Below are 17,582 nucleotides of genomic sequence, written 5' to 3'. Positions count from 1 at the left end.
GAGTCCTCATGCGCTCGCCGTCTTCCAAAGCCGCCCTTCTGGCCGGATTGTCGCTTCTCGCCCTGACGGGGGCGGCGCGCGCAGAGGACAGCAAGGATGCGCCGACCGAAAGCGTGGTCATCGTCCGGGCGCACCGGCTCGACGCGGCGCGCGCCGCCATCCAGCCCGATATCGGGGCGTCGAGCGTGTCGCTGCCTAAGGAACTGATCGCCAGCTTGCCGGGCGGCGACAATGTCGGCCTGAACCAGGTCATCCTGCAGGCCCCGGGCGTGACGCAGGATTCCTACGGCCAGCTTCACATTCGCGGCGACCATAACGGCGTCCAGTATCGCCTGAACGGCGTCATCCTGCCCGAGGGCCTGAGCAATTTCGGCCAGGTCCTGAGCCCTCGCTTTGCTTCCAACGTCCAGATGATCACGGGCGCGCTTCCGGCCCAGTACGGCCTGCGCACCGCGGCGGTCATCAACATGTCGACCCTGTCCGGCGCCAAGCCGGGCGGTGAAGTGTCCGTCTACGGCGGCAGCCATGGCCAGTATCAGACGGGTGTCACCTATGGCGGCACCTCGGGCAGCAACACCGCCTTCGGCTCGCTGAGCTACCAGCAGTCGCAGTTGGGCATCGAAAGCCCGTACAATACCGACACGCCGCCGCACGACCGCACGGCACAGCTGATCGGCTTCGGCTATTTCGACCACATTATCGACGACACCAGCCGCGTATCGCTGATCGCCGGCGTGTCGGACCAGAGCTTTCAGCTGCCCAACACGCCGGGCCTGAATTCTGTCGACGACGGGGCGGGCTACCGCGTCAACGGCGTCGACAGGGTCTTCAGCGAAAACCTCAATTCGCGCCAGAAGGAGACGACCGACTACGCCATCGTGTCCTACCTGAAGACCAGTGATCACGCGACGGGCCAGATCTCGCTGTTCGCGCGCCAGTCGCAGCTGACCTATACGCCCGACTGGGACGGCGAACTGGCCTTCAACGGCATCGCCCAGGGTGCCGACAAGCAGGACGCCGCCGCCGGCATCCAGGCGGAAGGCTCATGGAGCATCACGCCGTCGCATACGCTGCGCGGCGGGGTGATCGTGTCGATCGACCGCTCGACGTCGAAGACGGTCAGCCACGTCTTTGACCTCGACATGAACGGCGACCAGACCTCGGACGTGCCGGTCGTCATCAACGACTCCGGCCGCCAGAACTCGACGACGCTCAGCGCCTATGTCCAGGATGAATGGGCGATCCTGCCGGAATTCACGCTGAACTACGGCCTGCGCTACGACAAGCTGAAGTCTTACCGCACCGAGGACCAGTGGAGCCCTCGCATCAACTTCGTATGGACGCCGCTGAAGGGCACGACGGTGCATGGCGGCTATGCGCGTTACTTCACGCCGCCGCCCTACGAACTGATCGCCAGCCAGACCCAGTCCCTGTTCGCGGGCACGTCTTTCGACATTTCGGGCACCAACGACCTGCCGTATGCCCAGCGCGACAACTATTACGACCTGGGGCTGGAACAGGTCGTCACGCCTAACCTGACGCTGGGCGTCGACGCCTATCACCGCGTGGCGCGCTATCTGCTCGACGAAGGCCAGTTCGGCGCGCCGATCATCCTGACGCCGTTCAATTACAAGTATGGCCGCAATTCGGGCGTCGAATTCACCGCCAACTACCAGAACGGCCCGTTCACGGCCTACGCCAACCTGGCCTTCTCCAGGGCACAGGGCCGCGACATCGTGTCGTCGCAGTTCAACTTCGATCCGGCCGACCAGGCTTATGTGGTGAACCATTTCATCTTTGTCGACCACGACCAGCGCACTTCGGCCTCGACCGGGATGACCTGGCGCATCGGCAAGACGCGGCTGTCGATGGACGCCATCTACGGTTCGGGGCTGCGCACGGACGGCGCGGTGCCCAATGGCGGCCGCTTGCCGGCCTATGTCCAGGTCAATGCCGGCGTCAGCCACGAGTTCGCGCACGGCATCGAAGCCCGCCTGGACATCGTCAACCTGTTCGACCGGGCCTATGAAATCCGCGATGGCGGCGGCATCGGCGTCGGCGCGCCGCAATGGGGCCCGCGCCGGGGTGTCTTCGTCGGCCTGAGCAAGGATTTCTGATCTGCGGCAGGTTCAGGAGATGCGTGAAAAGCTTCCCAAAACAATACAACATAATCCCAAATGGGACACGAAGGCGTGTCCCATTCCCTTCTTCTGTTACGTCACTTGCCCGCCGCAACGCCATGCGCTAGAAGCGAGGCTCGCTTTTTCTCAACTGACCTAAGTGACCAATGGCCCAAGAGCAAAATAACGACGCCACTCTGACAGGGAACGTCCTCTTCTATAAGAACCCCGAGCCGCTCAGCCCGGATACGCACGGCGCAATGGGCATCGTCGCCCTGCCGACGCCGCATGCCTTCGTTGCCGAAACCAACGTCGTGCCGCTGACGGTCGCCGAATTCCCGGCGGCGTCGCTGAGCTTCCCGATCGTCTTCATCGGCGAAAACTACATGCCGGTTGCGGCCATGGGCCTGTCGGCCGGTCAGAACCTGTTCGTATCGCCGGAAGGCCTGTTCAAGTCGGACGCCTACCTGCCGGCCTTCGCCCGCCGCTATCCCTTCGTCTTCGCCAACGACGAGCGCGAAGAGCGCATGATCCTGTGCGTCGACTCGGAAGCGCCGATGGTCACCCGCTCCAATCCGGACGTGCCCTTCTTCGAAGGCGGCAAGGCGACCCCGTTCGTCGAGAACGCCATGCAGTTCTGCACGGACTTCGAAACCGAGCGCCGCCGCACCGAGTCCTTCGTCGAGCTGCTGCGCGGTCTCGACCTGCTGGCGCCGCGCGAAACCATCTACCGTCCGCAAAATCCGGATGGCTCGGCCGGCGAGCCGCAAAAGATCGCTGAATACTTCGCCGTCGACGAGGCCAAGATGGCCGCGCTGACCGGCGACAAGCTGGTCGAACTGCGCGACAACGGCGCCCTGACGCACATCTACGCGCACCTGAACTCGCTGCTGGCCTGGGACAAGCTGATTGCCCTGGCGATCGAGCGCAACAACGCCAACGGCACCGTTCAGTAATTCGCTGAACTGCTGAAATTGCGAAAGGCTCCGGAGCGATCCGGAGCCTTTTTCGTTTGCGCGCGTTAGCGCTAAGACGCTGAAATTTTAGCGTTAAAACACCGGCTTTTGATTCCGGTCGAGCCAATGCGCCGCCCAATGCCGGTTGGCTGAATCGGCGGCGCCGTGATTTTTTTCTTGCCATTCGCCTTAATTTTATTAAACTCAACTTAATAAAATTGAAGTGGATGGCATGAGCGACGCGAAGCTACCGGAGTGGGTTAAAAACCTTGCCGCTGAGGATCTCAGCTTTATCCGCAGCTTCCTGCTGACCTCGGGATCGTTGAAAGCGATGGCGGTGGAATACGGTGTATCCTATCCGACGATCCGTGCCCGTCTCGATCAGGTGATCGAGCGATTGCGCCTGGCAGAGAGTGAACGGATCGATCCCTTCCACGCGCGTTTGAAAGACCTGGTCGCCGGCGGCGAGCTCGAGCCTCGGCTAGCCAGGGAGCTTCTGGATTTGCATCGCAAGGAGGTGGCGCGATGAGTGAAGCGTGGTTTCCGCCCGAAGGGGCATTGTGGTTTACCGGCTTGTGCGCGCTCGGCCTGACCGCCCTCGCAGCTCCGGCCATCAGCAAGGGCCGGTATCGTACGATCGTGGTCGGGATTTGGCGCGCCATCATCGCCCTCGGCTTCGCCTTACTCGCCGCCGGTCTGGTGGCGTGGCGCGGGCATCAGCCCTTGTATGTAACGCTGCCCCTGACAATCAGCGGCGGCGTGATCGGGGCAGGTTACGCCCTGTCGCTCGTATTCGTGCTCAAAGGCTATCGCGTGGCTGAACAGCGTAAGGTCGCGGCGCGCGAACTTTAAACGCGCCGGACATCCAGCAATCCAATATGAAAAGGAGACTCTCATGGCTTCAAGCGTGGGAAGCGCGGCTTCGCGCCTTGCATATGGTCTACAGATCGTCGGCGCGGTCGCCGGCCTCTTTGTTGCGTCGGCCTTGATCGGGACATTTGTCACTCCGCATCTGCCTTCGCCGTTGCGCACGCCGGTGCTCGGCCTGGCCCTGTGGGGCGGCGTATTGACCGGCGCGTGGATGCTGCACTTGTCGAAGACGTCCTACGCCGCAATAGGCTTTACCAGGCCGAAAAGTTTGTTGACCTGCGCGGTTTGGGTCGTCGTTGCCATCATGCTGAGCCAGGGGGGCGCCTTGGCGATCGGCGAGGTACTGAAACGCATGACCGGCTGGGCGCCCCTCGATGTCGGATATATCCGCCAGTCGATCCAGGGCAATATGGCGGCATATGCGACCTGGATCATATTGGTCGTATGGGGAAGTGCCGCTTTCGGGGAAGAATTGTTGGTCCGCGGCTTTATCATGGATCGACTGCAGGGGGTCTTCGGCCACGGCGTTGTCGGGATTTGTCTGGCGGTGCTGGGCCAGGCCGCGATTTTCGGCCTGCTGCACGCCATACAGGGGCCGGCCGGCGTCCTGATGACGGCCTGGATCGGCGCGGTGCTTGCTGGCGTTTATTTCGCTTCCGGGCGCAATCTGTGGGCGCCGATCATCGCTCATGGGCTAATGGACACGGCCTCATTGACCCTGATCTTCCTGGGGTATCACCTACCGGGGTTTATCCATTGAAACATGATGCAAAACAATGCGCTGGAGCGGCGCTTTGAGACTGCCAAACGCATCTCGCCAGCGGCCCTGGCCCGGCCGCGCCGAAGAACCGGCTGTGTTCGAAGACAATTTTCGCAGTATGCCAAGGGCCAGTGGGTATCGCGCATATTGGGCAAGTCCGCTTACGGCACAAATTAGCCGCTACGCGGCGACACGGATGTCTGGTCGAACGTCTTCTGTCTTGCCGTAATGGGCAGAAATGCGCTTCGCGCTGCCTCGTCCGTGACGGGTGCGAAATCCTGTCCCCGGCAAAATCCAATCTGTGAAATCTGTGGACCTCTTGAATCCACCTATGCCGTGGGCGCCATCGGATTGCGCTGGAACACCGACCGCGTCAGGCAGGAGAAGACCAGGCGGCCGGCTTCGTCGATAACGTCGTGCTGGGCGATGACCACGCCCTTGGTGTCGCCGACGGCGTCCTTGCCCATGATGGTCAGGCGGCATTTCAGCAGTTCGCCTGCCGGAGGGTTCCGCATCCACCGCAGGGCGTCGACCGCCAGCCGCTTGGTCTGCGGCCACGACGCGGCCGCTTCGGCCTCCAGCCGCGACCATACCGTGAAGATCAGCGAATCCGGCAGGCCGTCGTCGATGTTCCACGTCGGGGCATAGCTCTTGCAGAAGGCCTTGAGGTCTTCTTCGGAGACGACAGCGGCGCCAATAGAGGCAACCTGTCCGATCCACAAATCGTCAAAGGCGGCGGGCATGGTTTCGACCTCATTGCAGGTGTCACAAGAGAGCGATGTCTTAGACCGAGTTGTGCACAAGAGCAACAACTTGCGCGTGCCGCCGGACGCTCTGAACGACAGGGTATACGCACTTCAGGTCGCCGTCGAAAAAATTGCGGCGGGCGAGGGCAAGGGGGCGGTCCGCCGGTTGATTCTGGGGCCTGCCTGTGGTTCTGTCGGCAGCGACGAGTGCGGGACAGTCATGAGTGCGAACGACAGCATCAATGCCATCGAAGACGAGCCTTATCAGGGGCTCTATCGCGGGGCGGTGTCCCATTATGCCGATGCGCGCGACCACTTGCCCGACCGTTTCGACCTGGCCGATATCCTGAGGACGACGCGCGAAGCGCGCGGCTGGACGCTGGAGCAGATGGCCGACATGACGCGCGTGCGCCGCGCCTATCTCGAAGCCTTCGAACAGGCAGCCTACGACATCCTGCCGCCGCGCGCCTTCGCCATCGGTTACGTCAAGGCTTATGCGAAAGCGCTGGGGCTCGACGAGGAAACCCTGGCCGACATGTACAAGCGCGACGTGTCCGAGCCGCAAGGCCGCCTGCACGCGCCGTCCGGGGCTTCGCTTGAAGACGTCAAGCCCAATTACCGCATGTATATCGTGGCGGCGGTGGGCCTTGTGGCCGCGGTCGTTATCTGGAACGTCGTGCAGCGCAAGCCGATCGATCTCAGCAAGTTCAACCGCCCGGGCGCCATGGGCAACGAGTCGTGGTCGGTCGGCCAGCCGCTGATCCGCGACGGCGTGGTCTATGTTTCCAAGCCCAAGGCCGCGCCCCAGGACCAGGACGTGCCGCCGGCCTACGTCACGCCGGGTCTCGAGGCCGGTTTCCAGTCGATCGAGGCGGCGCACAATCAATCCTCGGCCGCGCCCGTGCCGGTCCAGGACGTGCTGCAGGGCCGCAAGGCCTTCAATCCGCGTGGCGCCATCTACGGTTCGCAGCCCGAAAATTCCAGCGTCACCATCCAGGCGACCAAGAGCGTCAACCTGGTGATGCGCGGCAGTGACGGCACTGTCTATTTCGCGCACCAGCTGGGCGCCGGCGAAGCCTTCCGGCTGCCGGCCAACAGCCAGCAGGACCTGCTGATCGACGTGTCGGACACTTCGGCGTTCGAGATGTATTACAACGGTGAATATGCCGGTGCGATCGAAGCGCTTGTGACGCCGGTCGGCAAGATGAATGCCCGGGCGGCCCAGCTTTCGGCGCAGCTCGATGCCCGCCAGGCGGCGGCCGGCCAGGTCAGCGATGTCTACCGCTCGGCGGCGCCGGCGCCGCAGCGCCCGGTCGCCACCCCGAAGTCGACCGCGCCGCTGCCGTATCTGCCGACCAACCCGGCGCCTGCGCCAAAGCCCGCGGCTGTGAAGCCCGTTATCAAGCCGAAGCCCGCTGTGGACACCAGCAGCAGCGCCGCGCCGGCGGAAGCCGAACCGGCGGCGACCGCCGCGGATGCATCGCAGCAATAAACCCGGCTGATGGCTTGCGGTCCGGGCGGTAAAAGCCGATATAGGGCCTATCCCCACTGGAAGTGACCGCATGAGTTCCGCCGACCATACCCATGTCCGCCCGTGGCGCACGATCGAGCGCCGCAAGAGCCGCCAGATCCGCGTCGGCAATGTGCTGGTGGGCGGCGACGCGCCGATCTCGGTGCAGTCGATGACCAACACCCTGACCTCGGACGCCGAGGCAACCCTTGGACAGATCCGCGCCCTGGAAGAGGCTGGGGCCGATATCGTCCGGGTTTCCTGTCCCGACGTAGAATCGACCCGCGCGCTCAAGACCATCGTCCAGCATGCCCAGGTGCCGATCGTCGCCGACATCCATTTCCACTACAAGCGCGCCATCGAGGCCGCCGAGGCCGGCGCTGCCTGCCTGCGCATCAATCCCGGCAATATCGGTTCGGCCGACCGCGTGCGCGAAGTCGTCCAGGCCGCCAAGGACCATGGCTGTTCCATGCGTATCGGCGTCAATGCCGGTTCGCTGGAAAAGGACCTGATGGAAAAGTATGGCGAGCCGTGCCCGGAAGCCATGGTCGAAAGCGCCCTGTTCCACGCCAACATCCTGCGCGATCACGACTTTCACGAATTCAAGATTTCGGTGAAGGCGTCCGACGTCTTCTTGACCGTCGCCGCCTACCAGGCCCTGGCCGAAGCCATCGACTGTCCGTTGCATATCGGCGTGACCGAAGCCGGTCCGACGCGGATCGGCACCATCAAGTCATCGATCGGGCTGGGCAACCTTTTGTGGTCGGGCATCGGCGATACGGTGCGTGTCTCGCTGGCCGCCGATCCGGTCGAGGAAATCAAGGTCGGATACGACCTGCTGAAATCGCTTGGCCTGCGCCACCGCGGCGTCAACATCATCGCCTGCCCGTCGTGCGCCCGACAGGGCTTCAATGTCATCGATACGGTGGCCAAGCTGGAAGAGCGCCTGGCCCATATCGCCAAGCCGATGTCGCTGTCGATCATCGGCTGCGTGGTCAACGGCCCGGGCGAGGCGCTCTATACCGATATCGGCTTCACCGGCGGCGGGGCCGGGGCCGGCATGGTCTATATGGGCGGCAAGCCCGACCACAAGCTCAGCAATGCCGACATGATCGAGCATATTGTGGAGCTGGTCGAGGCCCACGCGGAGAAGCTCTGATTGGCAACGTCTAACCTTGTGGCGACGACGGGGTATGCCCCTTCCGTCACTCGCGTTGCTCGTGCCACCTTCCCCGCTGCGCAGGGAAGGAATTAGGCTGCCAAACTCCCTTCCTTCCCCGTTTACGGGGACGGTGGCTGGATCGGCGTCAAGCCGAGCCAGACGGAAGGGGCAATCTTTCCAATTACCGCGCCGAGGCCGCGCGGGCGGGTTCGGCCGGGGGCTCGGCTTCGGACGGCGTCAGGCGGCCGCCGCTGCGCACGATGCCGTCGATATCGGCCACGGGAACCGGACGCGAGAACAGGAAGCCCTGGATGATGGTGCAGCCGGTCTGGCGCAGGATGGTCTTCTGGGCCCGTGTTTCGACGCCTTCGGCGACGATGGACAGGTTGAGCGCCTTCGACAGCTTGACGATGGCGCGGATGACCGCTTCGGATTCGGGGTCGACGCCCAGGTTCGACACGAACGAGCGGTCGATCTTGATCTTGTCGACGGGATAGCGGGACAGATAGCCCAGCGACGAATAGCCGGTGCCGAAGTCGTCGAGCGCGATCGAAAAGCCCATGTGGCGCAGGTCGCGCAGGACGACCTGGGTCGTGTGGTCGTCGTTGAGCAGAACGCCTTCGGTGATTTCCAGCTCGATCTGCGAGGCGGGCGTACGCGTTTCCTCGAGCAGGCCACGCACCGTGTCGACGAAGTCGGTCGAGCGCAACTGTGTCGCCGAAACATTGACCGCCACCTTCAGGCCCGGCCAGCGGCGGGCGTCCTGCATGGCGCGGCGTAGGACCAGCGTGCCGAGATCGTTCATCAGGCCGCATTCCTCGGCCAGCGGAATGAAATAGCCGGGCGAAACCGGGCCGCGTGTCGGATGCGTCCAGCGGCACAGGGCCTCGACACCGACGATCTGGCCGTAATGGTCGACCTGCGGCTGGTAGACGACGTTGATGTCCTCGACATGGATCGCCTCGCGCAGGCCTGTCTCCATGGTCTTGCGCAGCTTGATGGTGGCGTCCATCTCGATTTCGAAGAAGGCGTATTGGCCGCGGCCCATATCCTTGGCGCGGTAGAGCGCAAGGTCGGCCTGGCGCAAGGCTTCGGCAGGGTCGATGTCGCCATCGCCCAGCACGGTCACGCCGATCGAGCACGACGAGAAGACCTGGCCGTTTTCCAGGCTGACCACGCCGGTCAGGGCCTCGAGCACGCGCTTGGCCAGCGTCGCCGCCGAGGCGCCGTCGGTGTCGGTCTGAACGATGACGAATTCGTCGCCGCCCAGGCGCGCCAAAGTATCGCTTCCGCGGATCATGGTGGCGATTTTCTGGGCGTTGTAGCGGATCAGCTGGTCGCCGGCGACGTGGCCCAGCGTATCGTTGACGTCCTTGAAGCGGTCCAGCCCGATGCACATGACGGCGACCTGGCCGCCGTGACGCTTCATGCGCTCGGTCGCCTGGGTCAGGCGGTCGGCGAAGAGCGTCCGGTTCGGCAGGCCGGTCAGGGCGTCGTGCAAGGCCATGTGCTTGGCCTTGGCTTCCGACGCGATCAGGCTTTGCGCCGCGCGTTGGCTCTGGTGCAGCAGCACGATGGCGATCAAACCCAAGCCCAGCGAAATCATCAGCACGGGGCCCAGCGTCCGGATGAACAGGGTGCGGCCCGGCGTTTCAGGCATCCAGGTCAGTTGCGCCAGCACGCGGCCCTTGTCGTCCCGGAAGGCGACGACCGCATGGTCGCGCGCCGGCGGCGTGCCGGTCGGCAACAGTCGGATGTCGGATACCAGGTAGCGCTTGGAAAGGTCGATCAGCTCGGATGGCTTCAGTTCGTGCATGCCGACGGCGACGAACGGGGTGTATTTGAGCAGGGGCGAGTTCTGCGCGTCGGGCAGCAGCAGACTGGCGCCCATGAAATAGACGTGGCCGTCGACCGCGATGAGGCGGCCGATATGGTTGCTTTCGGCATTGTAGCCCTGGCCCTTTTTCAGGCGGGCCTCATAGCGGTTGCGCAGGTCCGTGACGACTTCACGCGTCTGGATCATAAGCGGCGTGAAACTGGCCGGATCAGCCTTGCCGCCGTTGCGATAGGCAAAGCGGACTTCGCCGCCGCCGTCGATCAGCAGGTTGCATTCGTAGTTGAGATAGGTCTGGAAATACTTTCCGATATTGCCCTGGACCCAGGTTTCATCATAGTGGACGGCCGTGGCCTCGACGGCCTTGCCCCAGATGGTGATCGGCGTCATCAGCAGCGAATGGTCGTCCGCCATTTCGGTCATGCCCTGGCGAACGAGGTTTTCCTCACGCGTACGGGCCAGGCTGTCGGCCTGTTCCGCCCACACCCACAGGCTGCCAACGAGGGCGCATACGGCCACGATGACAATCGCCGCCATGGGGGCAAGCAACTTGACTTCACTCGAACGTCGTTTCACTCGGTCCTCATTCTGAGGTCTGGATTTATTCCGCAGTTGTACACAGGAAGTCTTAAATTAAGGCAAACAATGGCCTTTTTTGCTTAACTATTAATTAGTTTTTTTATGCCGGAAGAACGCTGGTATCGCGACGCGAATCCTTGACAGGAAAAGGAAAAGGCGACATTTGCCCGTATACCTTGTCTCCTTGTCCGGAAGGCGCGCATGAAACTTTTTATCAGCCTGACGTCGGTTTACGCCCGCAAGGTGCGGATCGTGGTCCGCGAAAAGGAATTGACCGGGAGGATCGAGGAGGTCGTCACCCTGCCGGTCGACGCGGCGCCGGAATTGCTGGCGGCCAACCCCTTGTCGCAGATCCCCGCGCTGATCGACGACAACGGTCAGGCCTGGACCGACAGCTCGGTGATCTCTGCCTGGCTGGACGGGCAGGCGGATGGCGTCCGTCTGCTGCCGGACTACGGCACCGATGCCTACTGGCGCGTCCGGCGCATGGAGACGGCGGCCATGGGCATGATCGAGATGATGGCCAAGATCGTCTATGAGAACCGCCGGCCGGAAGACGAGCGCTCGCCCTTCTGGCTGAGGCGCTGGGAAGACAATCTGGTGCGCGCCTTCCGGATGGCCGACGCCTTCGGTCCCGACCCGGCGGTCTTCGACATGGGGACGATGAACCTGGCGATCGCGGCGACCTTCTGCGATTTTCGTCTCGGCCATGTCGACTGGCGCAAGGTCGCGCCGCGGATCGCCGCGGTGCAGGCCGAACTGGAAAAACGCCAGAGCTTTATCGACACCCATCCAAGATAAGAGTAGGTACACGCCTTCGTTTCGCGTGAGGATGCCTTGATACATCTGCCCCAAGCCAAGCTCGACCAGGTCATGGACCGTTTCCGCATGATCGAGGCGCGCATGGAGTCGGCGACCGATGGCGCCGAGATCGTGCGCCTGTCGAAGGAGCATGCCGAAATCAAACCGGTGTGCGACGCCGTCGAGCGCCTGGTCAAGGCGCGCGCCCAGGTGCCTGAGCTGGAAGAAATGGCGGCCATGGGCGACCCCGAACTGTCGCCGCTGGCCGAAGAGGAACTGGCGGAACTGAAAACCAGCCTGCCGGACCTGGAGCGCGGCGTGGCCCTGTTGCTGGCGCCCAAGGACAAGGACGAGAACGCTTCGGCCATCCTGGAAGTGCGCGCCGGCACCGGCGGCGACGAGGCGGCCCTGTTCGCCGGCGACCTGTTCCGCATGTACAGCCGCTATGCGCAAGGCCAGGGCTGGAAGGTCGAAATCGACTCGATCTCGGAAGGCGACGCCGGCGGCTACAAGGAAATCATCGCTTCGGTGACGGGCGAGGGCGTGTTCGGCAAGCTGAAGTTCGAGTCGGGCGTCCACCGCGTGCAGCGCGTGCCGGCGACCGAAGCCGGCGGCCGCATCCATACCTCGGCGGCGACCGTGGCGGTGCTGCCGGAAGCCGAGGACGTCGAGATCGACATCCGCGACCAGGACCTGCGCATCGACACCTATCGGTCTTCGGGCGCCGGCGGCCAGCACGTCAACAAGACCGACTCGGCCGTGCGCATCACCCACCTGCCGACCGGCGTCGTGGTGACCAGCTCGGAAAAGTCGCAGCACCAGAACCGCGCCATCGCCATGCGCAACCTGAAGGCACGGCTTTACGACATGCAGCGCCAGGCGCTGGATACGGCGCGTTCCGACGCCCGCAAGAGCCAGGTCGGCTCGGGCGACCGCTCCGAACGCATCCGCACCTACAACTATCCGCAGGGCCGGGTGACCGACCACCGCATCAATCTGACCATCTATTCGCTGCCGGCCTTTATGGAAGGCGAAATGGATGCCATGATCAATGCGCTGATCGCCGAGGACCAGGCCGAACGCCTGGCGATGCTGGAGGACGAGTTCGGATAGACCATGACGGCGAGACTACGCAGCATGATCGGCGCCCTTTGGCCGGCCTTATTTACGGCGGGCCTGGCGGTGTGGCTTGGCTTGGCAGGTTACGGACTGGCGCGCGGCATTTCCGGTAAGGTTCTGCGAATCATAATCGTCGTTTTTCCGTTTTTTGCCTGGTTGATATTCCTCATTCCCGCGAGCAGGCGGGCGTCGATAGCTTTCCGTATTCTGTTCTGGGTGTCGGCTGCCGTCTGGCTTGTCGGCGCATGGCGGCCGGAATCCGACCTCGACCTCCGTTTTCTTCTTTTGAGTATTCCCACGGTCGCTGCAGCGTGCGGTTTGTTGCCGGCGCTGGACAAGGTGTATGACCGTTGGAAGGCAATCCGTTCGCCGGCGATACGTGCCGCTGTCGCTATTGCGGCGGGCGGGATTGGGGCGCTGACGTTCCTTTATATGATCGTCCGCGTGATTGGACCGGTCGATTGGCACGGCGTATTCGTAGACAATTGGGGCCTGACGCTAGTCCTCGTCTATTTGCCGATCATGGCGTTCATTGCCATGGGCTTTTACTGGCGGCGCAAGAAAAACAAATAACGTGGGTGGAGCGACGCCTTTGGCGACACTCAGGGCTTTTAAACTTGACTGCGCGGCCATGGCTTTTATAGCCGGGGGCATCCTTCCCACAATCTGAGGACTGCCCCATGCCGACCCTGATCCTTCTCCGCCACGGCCAGAGCCAGTGGAACCTCGAAAATCGCTTTACCGGCTGGGTCGACGTCAACCTGACCGCCGAAGGCGAAGCCCAGGCGACGCGCGGCGGCGAGCTGATCAAGGCCGAAGGCCTCGAGATCGACCAGGCCTTTACCTCGGTCCTGACGCGCGCCATCCGCACCTGCAATCTGGCGCTCGAAGCGGCGGGGCAATCCTATGTGCCGGTGATCAAGGACTGGCGCCTGAACGAGCGTCATTACGGCGGCCTGACGGGCCTCGACAAGGCCGAGACCGCCGCCAAGCATGGCGAGGACCAGGTCAAGATCTGGCGCCGGTCGTACGACGTCCCGCCGCCGCCACTCGGCAATGACAGCCCGTATGACTTCAAGGGCGACCGCCGCTATGCCGGCGCCGACCTGCCGGATACGGAAAGCCTCGCGACGACGCTCGACCGTGTCCTGCCGTTTTGGGACGCCGATATCGCACCGGCCTTGAAGGGCGGCAAGACGGTGCTGGTCGCGGCGCACGGCAACTCGATCCGCGCCATTATCAAGAAGCTGTTCAACCTCGATGAGAAGACCATTCTCGACGTCGAGGTCCCGACGGGCAACCCGCTGGTGGTGCAACTGGATGCCAACCTGAAGCCGACCGCCGCCAAGTATCTCGATACGGCCCGCGCCAACCCGCTGCCGGAATTGGTGGGGTAAACAAGAGATCGATATCCAATTCGCTTTTCTTCTCCCCACTTGAGGGGAGAAGGTGGCCCGCAGGGCCGGATGAGGGGTTACTGTACCTTCAGCGCACGTATCTGCTGACGATTTACCCCCTCACCTTGGCGCTTCGCGTCTCTCCTCTCTCCTTTTCATCGGGAGAGGAGAATGTAATACGGCTCCGCTAAGTCATATGCGATAGCCCTATCGCTTGAGAGGAGGCGGATGAGCGAAGCCGGCGTATAGCGTCGGCAAGCGCAAGGTGTAGCGCCAAGGTGAAGGATAGCGTCAGCAGATACGCGCACTGGGTTCGGGGCCTTTACCCCTCATCCGGCCCTTCGGGCCACCTTCTCCCCTATTCAAGGGGAGAAGAAAAGTTAAGTTTCGGTCGGAGGATTGCGATGTCGAGGAAGCGATCTCGTTTGACGCCCTTGGCCAAAATACAGCGCAAGTCAGACAATCTTGCCGAAGGCAGACTCTGGCAGCATCTGCGTAACCGTATGCTGGGTGGCTTCAAGTTTCGCCGCCAGTATCCACTCGGAAAATATATCGCCGATTTTGTTTGCCTGGACCTTCATCTTGTTATTGAACTCGATGGCAGCCATCATATCGATGACCCAAACGACAAAATTCGCAACCGCTATATGACCGATAACGGATGGTCGGTCGCGCGCTTTGACAGCGGAAGCATGCTAAGCGAGCATCAAGCGGTTCTTGATACTATTGCCGCCATTTGCTGGGGCGAAATTCACATGCGAACCGATAGCCCCGAATTTCAATTCCTTCCAGCCACACCTGTCTGGTCCGACGCCGACATCGCCTTTATGTGCGAAGCCATCGCGCTCGGCCGCGGACAGATGGGCCGGACCTGGCCCAATCCGCCGGTTGGCTGCGTCATCGTCAAGGACGGCGCAGTCATCGCCCGGGGCGCCACCGGCGACGGCGGGCGGCCTCATGCCGAGGAAATAGCGCTCGATGCCGCCGGCGATGCGGCGCAGGGCGCCACGGCCTATGTCACGCTCGAACCGTGCGGCAAACGCTCGACCGGTGGCTGCTCGTGTTCCGAACGGCTGGTCAGGGCTCAGGTCGCGCGCGTCGTCTATGCCTGCGAGGATCCATCCCCCTTCGCCTCGCATGTCGGCCCCGAGCGCATCGAAGCCGCCGGGATCGACCTTGCCCAGGGCCTGTGTGCCAGGGAGGCCGAGGACCTGATCGCGGGCTTTGTCCATTTTCTCTCTACCGGCCGCCCGCTGGTCACCGAAAGCGAGACCGCGCAAGGCTTCGACGCCGTGTTCACGCGTGATCCCGATCTCTCGCCGGAAGCCGATCTCAAGGCCTGGGGCGCCAGGGGCTACCGCGCGATCCACGTCCTTCCCGGCAGTGAAATCGCCTCTGAGTTGAAGCGTGCCGGGTTGCTCACACCTGTTGACGATTGAGCCAAATCTTAAGGTTTTCATGCGACTATGACGGTTCGGATTGTCACAGGAACGCCTCTGTCTTCATGAACGCCACGGCAGGCGAGAAACGGTATACCAAGCTCACGCAGGTGCAGGTCGACCAGATTTGCATGAAGCATGAGCGCTTCTGGGCGGCCAGGCCCGGGGGGGCGCGTGCCGTGTTCGCATGGACCGATCTATCCGGTCTCAGCCTTCGTGGCCGTGTCCTGATGGATGCCGATTTCACCGCCGCCATCCTGACCGACTGCGACATGGCCGGTGCCGTCCTCGACAAATCCAACCTGTTCTGCGCCGATCTGCAACTGGCCAACCTGACGGGCGCTTCGATGAAGCGCGTCGACCTGCGCGGCGCCTGCCTGCGCGGCGCCAACCTGTCGGGCTGCGACCTGTTCGAAGCCGACCTGCGCGAAGGGGCGCTGGCCTTGCCGGACAAGCAGACCGGCCTGTCCTACGTCGAAATCTCCATGCGCACGGCCGAGGCAACCTATGCCAACCTGCGCGGCGCCAACCTGGAACGGTCCAAGCTGTCGGGCATCCAGGCCATGAAGGCCGACTTCACCGACGCGGTGATGAAGCAGTGCAAGCTGGTGCGCGCCAACCTGAAACAGGCGATCATGAACAATGTCGACCTGGCCGGGGCGGACCTTTCGGGTGCCGACCTGTCGGGGGCTTCGCTGAAGGACGCCGTGCTGATCAAGGCCAAGACCGACCAGTGGCGCACGCATCAGGCCGATCTTTCGGGCGTGTTGACCGACAAGCCGGTCGGCACCGATGTCAAACAGCTGCCCTACGGCGAAATGCTGCACGACCATGCCAAATGGGTCGATACTCTCGGCAAGGCCGGCAAGCCGTCGACCTTCGACAATGCCGACCTGCGATCGCTGGGTTCGATCCGCGGCCTGAACCTGACGGCCCTGTCGGCCAAGGGCGCGGTTTTCTACGGGCTCGACATGCGAGGGGTGCAGCTCCAGGGCGCGCATCTCGAAGAGGCCGACATGCGCAATTGCGACCTGCGCGGCGCCGACCTGCGGGGCGTGCGCATGCAGAGGGTGCGGCTGGACGGCGCCAACCTGGAAGGCGCCAATCTGGGCGCGCTGGTCATCGGTCCCGACAGGCTGATGCCGGCCGACCTGCGCGAAGCCAAGCTGCGCAACGTCAACTTTGCCGCCGCCGACCTCAAGCACGTCAAGCTCGACGGCGCCGACCTGTCGCGCGCCAATCTCGAAAACGCCAGCATGAACCTGGCGCAGCTCGAGCACGTCACCTGCGTCGGCCTGCGCGGGCAACTGGCCAGTACATTCTGACAACGCACCTGCTGACAATAATCGGCAGCTGACAGGTTTATAAGTCTCCTGACACCAACGCTATTCGAGCTGAAACTCGATTAGCGTCGGCAGCGGGCGGACCGCCAGCCGCGCACGTTTGCGCGGGCTATGCGGCGCCTGAGCTGAAAAGAGAGGAGGCTTTGTCATGACCATCAAGGGAAGCTGCCACTGCGGCGCCACGACGTTTTCGGTGGAGCGCGCGCCGCAAAGCGTGACGCGCTGCACCTGCTCGATCTGCAGCAAGAAGGGCGCGCTCTGGGCCTATTACACTCCGGTCGAGGTCAGGTTCGAAACGCCGTCGACGACCGCGGTCTATCGCTGGCAAAGCAAGACTGTCGAGCACAATTTCTGTCCGCATTGCGGCTGCACGACCTATACGAAGTCGCCGAGCTGGGAAGACTTCAAGCCCAATTTCGAAAAGCCGCGCATCGCGCTCAACGCCCGCCTGTTCGAGGATTTCGACCTCGACGCCGTGCCGGTCGAAGTCATCGACGGGAGGAACCTGTGGTGAAATCCTGGCTGGTCGTCGCCTGCGCCGAGCATGTCCAGCGCGGCCTCAATGGCAACTTCGTTCAGGCCGGCCACGGCAAGGCCGCGCCGATGCGCCGCATGGCGCCGGGCGATGGCGTCGTCTGCTATTCACCGTCGCGGATCATGGGGGAAAAGGACGGCTTCCAGAGCTTCACCGCCATCGGCCGCGTTCGCGAGGGCCGACCCTATCAGGCCGAGATGACGCCGGATTTCAAACCGTGGCGCCGCGATATCGACTGGATGCAGGCTATCGAACATCCGATCGCGCCGTTGAAGGAATGGCTGGAATTCACCGCCGACAAGAACTGGGGTTATAAGCTCAGACTGGGCTTCGTCGAAATCCTCAAGGTCGATTTCGACTTCCTGGTCCACGTCATGACGCAGGCCGACCTTGTAGACGCATAAAAGAAGG

At 63.0% G+C, this 17,582-nt stretch carries 17 protein-coding genes and 1 pseudogene; 16 read left to right on the top strand and 2 right to left on the bottom strand.

Going from position 1 to position 17,582, the window contains the following annotated elements; translation table 11 throughout:
* The first annotated feature begins 8 nt into the window (after positions 1-8).
* From AB8717_RS16410 to AB8717_RS16390, 5 genes are all read left to right on the top strand, one after another.
* Positions 9-2,117: a TonB-dependent receptor gene (locus tag AB8717_RS16410; RefSeq protein ID WP_443748389.1), complete on the top strand. Its 2,109-nt coding sequence runs from the start codon at positions 9-11 to the stop codon at positions 2,115-2,117.
* 170 nt (positions 2,118-2,287) lie between these two features.
* The gene (locus AB8717_RS16405) at positions 2,288-3,076 is read left to right on the top strand and encodes a SapC family protein (RefSeq protein WP_443748388.1); all 789 of its coding nucleotides are present in this window, start codon (positions 2,288-2,290) and stop codon (positions 3,074-3,076) included.
* Between the two features lie 232 nt (positions 3,077-3,308).
* Positions 3,309-3,605, top strand: coding sequence for a DUF2089 family protein (locus AB8717_RS16400; RefSeq protein ID WP_443748387.1), 297 nt, complete (start codon positions 3,309-3,311; stop codon positions 3,603-3,605).
* A complete protein-coding gene (locus tag AB8717_RS16395) occupies positions 3,602-3,928 on the top strand; it encodes a hypothetical protein (RefSeq protein WP_443748386.1) in 327 nt (108 codons plus the stop codon). Before AB8717_RS16400 ends, AB8717_RS16395 begins: the two co-directional genes overlap by 4 nt.
* Before the next feature lie 43 nt (positions 3,929-3,971).
* Positions 3,972-4,706 carry a CPBP family glutamic-type intramembrane protease gene (locus AB8717_RS16390; RefSeq protein ID WP_443748385.1) on the top strand — a complete coding sequence of 245 codons (735 nt, stop codon included), beginning with the start codon at positions 3,972-3,974 and terminating at the stop codon, positions 4,704-4,706.
* Positions 4,707-5,035: 329 nt separating this feature from the next.
* Here AB8717_RS16390 and AB8717_RS16385 read toward each other — a convergent pair whose 3' ends face one another.
* Complete coding sequence (locus tag AB8717_RS16385; protein ID WP_443748384.1) at positions 5,036-5,449, bottom strand: acyl dehydratase; 414 nt, start codon at positions 5,447-5,449, stop codon at positions 5,036-5,038.
* 223 nt (positions 5,450-5,672) lie between these two features.
* Between AB8717_RS16385 and AB8717_RS16380 the strand changes: the two genes are divergently transcribed.
* Both AB8717_RS16380 and ispG read left to right on the top strand, forming a co-directional pair.
* Entirely contained in the window at positions 5,673-6,944 is a 1,272-nt protein-coding gene (locus AB8717_RS16380) for a helix-turn-helix domain-containing protein (protein WP_443748383.1), read from the top strand.
* Positions 6,945-7,014: 70 nt separating this feature from the next.
* On the top strand, positions 7,015-8,121 hold the full coding sequence (ispG, locus tag AB8717_RS16375) for a flavodoxin-dependent (E)-4-hydroxy-3-methylbut-2-enyl-diphosphate synthase (protein WP_443748382.1): 1,107 nt from the start codon (positions 7,015-7,017) through the stop codon (positions 8,119-8,121).
* Between the two features lie 184 nt (positions 8,122-8,305).
* Here ispG and AB8717_RS16370 read toward each other — a convergent pair whose 3' ends face one another.
* Entirely contained in the window at positions 8,306-10,534 is a 2,229-nt protein-coding gene (locus tag AB8717_RS16370) for a putative bifunctional diguanylate cyclase/phosphodiesterase (RefSeq protein WP_443748381.1), read from the bottom strand.
* Between the two features lie 204 nt (positions 10,535-10,738).
* Here AB8717_RS16370 and AB8717_RS16365 point away from each other — a divergent pair, with 204 nt between their 5' ends.
* The 9 genes and pseudogenes from AB8717_RS16365 to AB8717_RS16325 all read left to right on the top strand — a co-directional run bounded on the left by AB8717_RS16365 (position 10,739) and on the right by AB8717_RS16325 (position 17,575).
* Positions 10,739-11,338 (top strand): glutathione S-transferase N-terminal domain-containing protein, encoded by a 600-nt coding sequence (locus AB8717_RS16365; protein WP_443748380.1) that lies wholly within the window; start codon positions 10,739-10,741, stop codon positions 11,336-11,338.
* 39 nt (positions 11,339-11,377) lie between these two features.
* Entirely contained in the window at positions 11,378-12,451 is a 1,074-nt protein-coding gene (gene prfA, locus AB8717_RS16360; protein ID WP_443750912.1) for a peptide chain release factor 1, read from the top strand.
* 24 nt (positions 12,452-12,475) lie between these two features.
* Positions 12,476-13,030, top strand: coding sequence for a hypothetical protein (locus tag AB8717_RS16355; protein ID WP_443748379.1), 555 nt, complete (start codon positions 12,476-12,478; stop codon positions 13,028-13,030).
* Positions 13,031-13,137: 107 nt separating this feature from the next.
* Positions 13,138-13,854, top strand: coding sequence for a 2,3-diphosphoglycerate-dependent phosphoglycerate mutase (gene gpmA / locus AB8717_RS16350; protein WP_443748378.1), 717 nt, complete (start codon positions 13,138-13,140; stop codon positions 13,852-13,854).
* A gap of 404 nt (positions 13,855-14,258) precedes the next feature.
* Positions 14,259-14,528 (top strand): annotated as a pseudogene (locus AB8717_RS16345) (endonuclease domain-containing protein); the annotation flags it as partial.
* 81 nt (positions 14,529-14,609) lie between these two features.
* Positions 14,610-15,293, top strand: coding sequence for a bifunctional diaminohydroxyphosphoribosylaminopyrimidine deaminase/5-amino-6-(5-phosphoribosylamino)uracil reductase RibD (locus tag AB8717_RS16340; RefSeq protein ID WP_443750911.1), 684 nt, complete (start codon positions 14,610-14,612; stop codon positions 15,291-15,293).
* Between the two features lie 65 nt (positions 15,294-15,358).
* Positions 15,359-16,618 (top strand): pentapeptide repeat-containing protein, encoded by a 1,260-nt coding sequence (locus AB8717_RS16335; RefSeq protein WP_443748377.1) that lies wholly within the window; start codon positions 15,359-15,361, stop codon positions 16,616-16,618.
* Between the two features lie 166 nt (positions 16,619-16,784).
* Positions 16,785-17,150 carry a GFA family protein gene (locus AB8717_RS16330; protein WP_443748376.1) on the top strand — a complete coding sequence of 122 codons (366 nt, stop codon included), beginning with the start codon at positions 16,785-16,787 and terminating at the stop codon, positions 17,148-17,150.
* Positions 17,144-17,575, top strand: a complete 432-nt coding sequence (locus AB8717_RS16325; RefSeq protein WP_443748375.1) for an EVE domain-containing protein — start codon at positions 17,144-17,146, stop codon at positions 17,573-17,575. The genes AB8717_RS16330 and AB8717_RS16325 overlap by 7 nt, the downstream gene beginning before the upstream one ends.
* Positions 17,576-17,582: the final 7 nt, after the last annotated feature.

The sequence above is a fragment of the Asticcacaulis solisilvae genome (genome assembly GCF_052327315.1).
In the GTDB taxonomy this organism is placed as follows: Bacteria; Pseudomonadota; Alphaproteobacteria; order Caulobacterales; family Caulobacteraceae; genus Asticcacaulis; species Asticcacaulis solisilvae_B.
This window is presented reverse-complemented; position numbering and strand designations above follow the sequence as displayed.